1 pseudogene is annotated in these 740 nt (G+C 37.0%); it reads left to right on the top strand.

Annotated elements, in window-relative coordinates:
* Positions 1-41: 41 nt before the first annotated feature.
* A pseudogene (locus DVW06_RS16885) lies at positions 42-722 on the top strand (IS6-like element IS1216 family transposase).
* The last annotated feature ends 18 nt before the right edge of the window (positions 723-740 follow it).

Raw genomic sequence — 740 nt, 5'->3', positions numbered from 1 at the left:
ATAAGGTAGAATAATAGAAAAAGATAGCAGGAGGAATGACGATGAATCATTTTAAAGGAAAGCAATTTCAGCAGGATGTGATTATTGTAGCCGTGGGCTACTATCTTCGTTATAACCTTAGCTATCGTGAAGTTCAAGAAATCTTATATGATCGTGGCATTAACGTTTCTCATACGACGATTTATCGTTGGGTGCAAGAATATGGCAAACTACTCTATCAAATTTGGAAAAAGAAAAATAAAAAATCCTTTTATTCATGGAAAATGGATGAAACGTACATCAAAATTAAAGGAAAATGACATTATTTGTATCGAGCCATCGATGCAGATGGTTTAACCTTGGATATTTGGTTACGTAAAAAACGGGACACACAAGCAGCCTATGCTTTTCTTAAGCGGTTAGTGAAGCAGTTTGATGAACCGAAGGTTGTAGTCACAGATAAAGCCCCCTCTATTACAAGTGCCTTTAAGAAACTAAAAGAATACGGCTTTTATCAAGGGACAGAACATCGTACCATTAAATACCTGAATAATTTGATTGAACAAGACCATCGTCCAGTAAAGAGACGCAATAAATTCTATCGAAGTTTACGCACTGCCTCTACCACGATTAAAGGCATGGAAGCCATTCGAGGATTATATAAGAAAACCCGAAAAGAAGGCACTCTCTTCGGGTTTTCGGTCTGTACTGAAATCAAGGTATTATTGGGAATCCCAGCTTAAATCATAGATACCGTAAGG

Source organism: Enterococcus sp. ARL09-542, from assembly GCF_005234805.1.
Lineage (GTDB): Bacteria > Bacillota > Bacilli > Lactobacillales > Enterococcaceae > Enterococcus_D > Enterococcus_D gallinarum.
The sequence above is the reverse complement of the archived record's forward strand: the minus strand, read 5'-3'. Positions and strand labels throughout refer to the sequence as shown.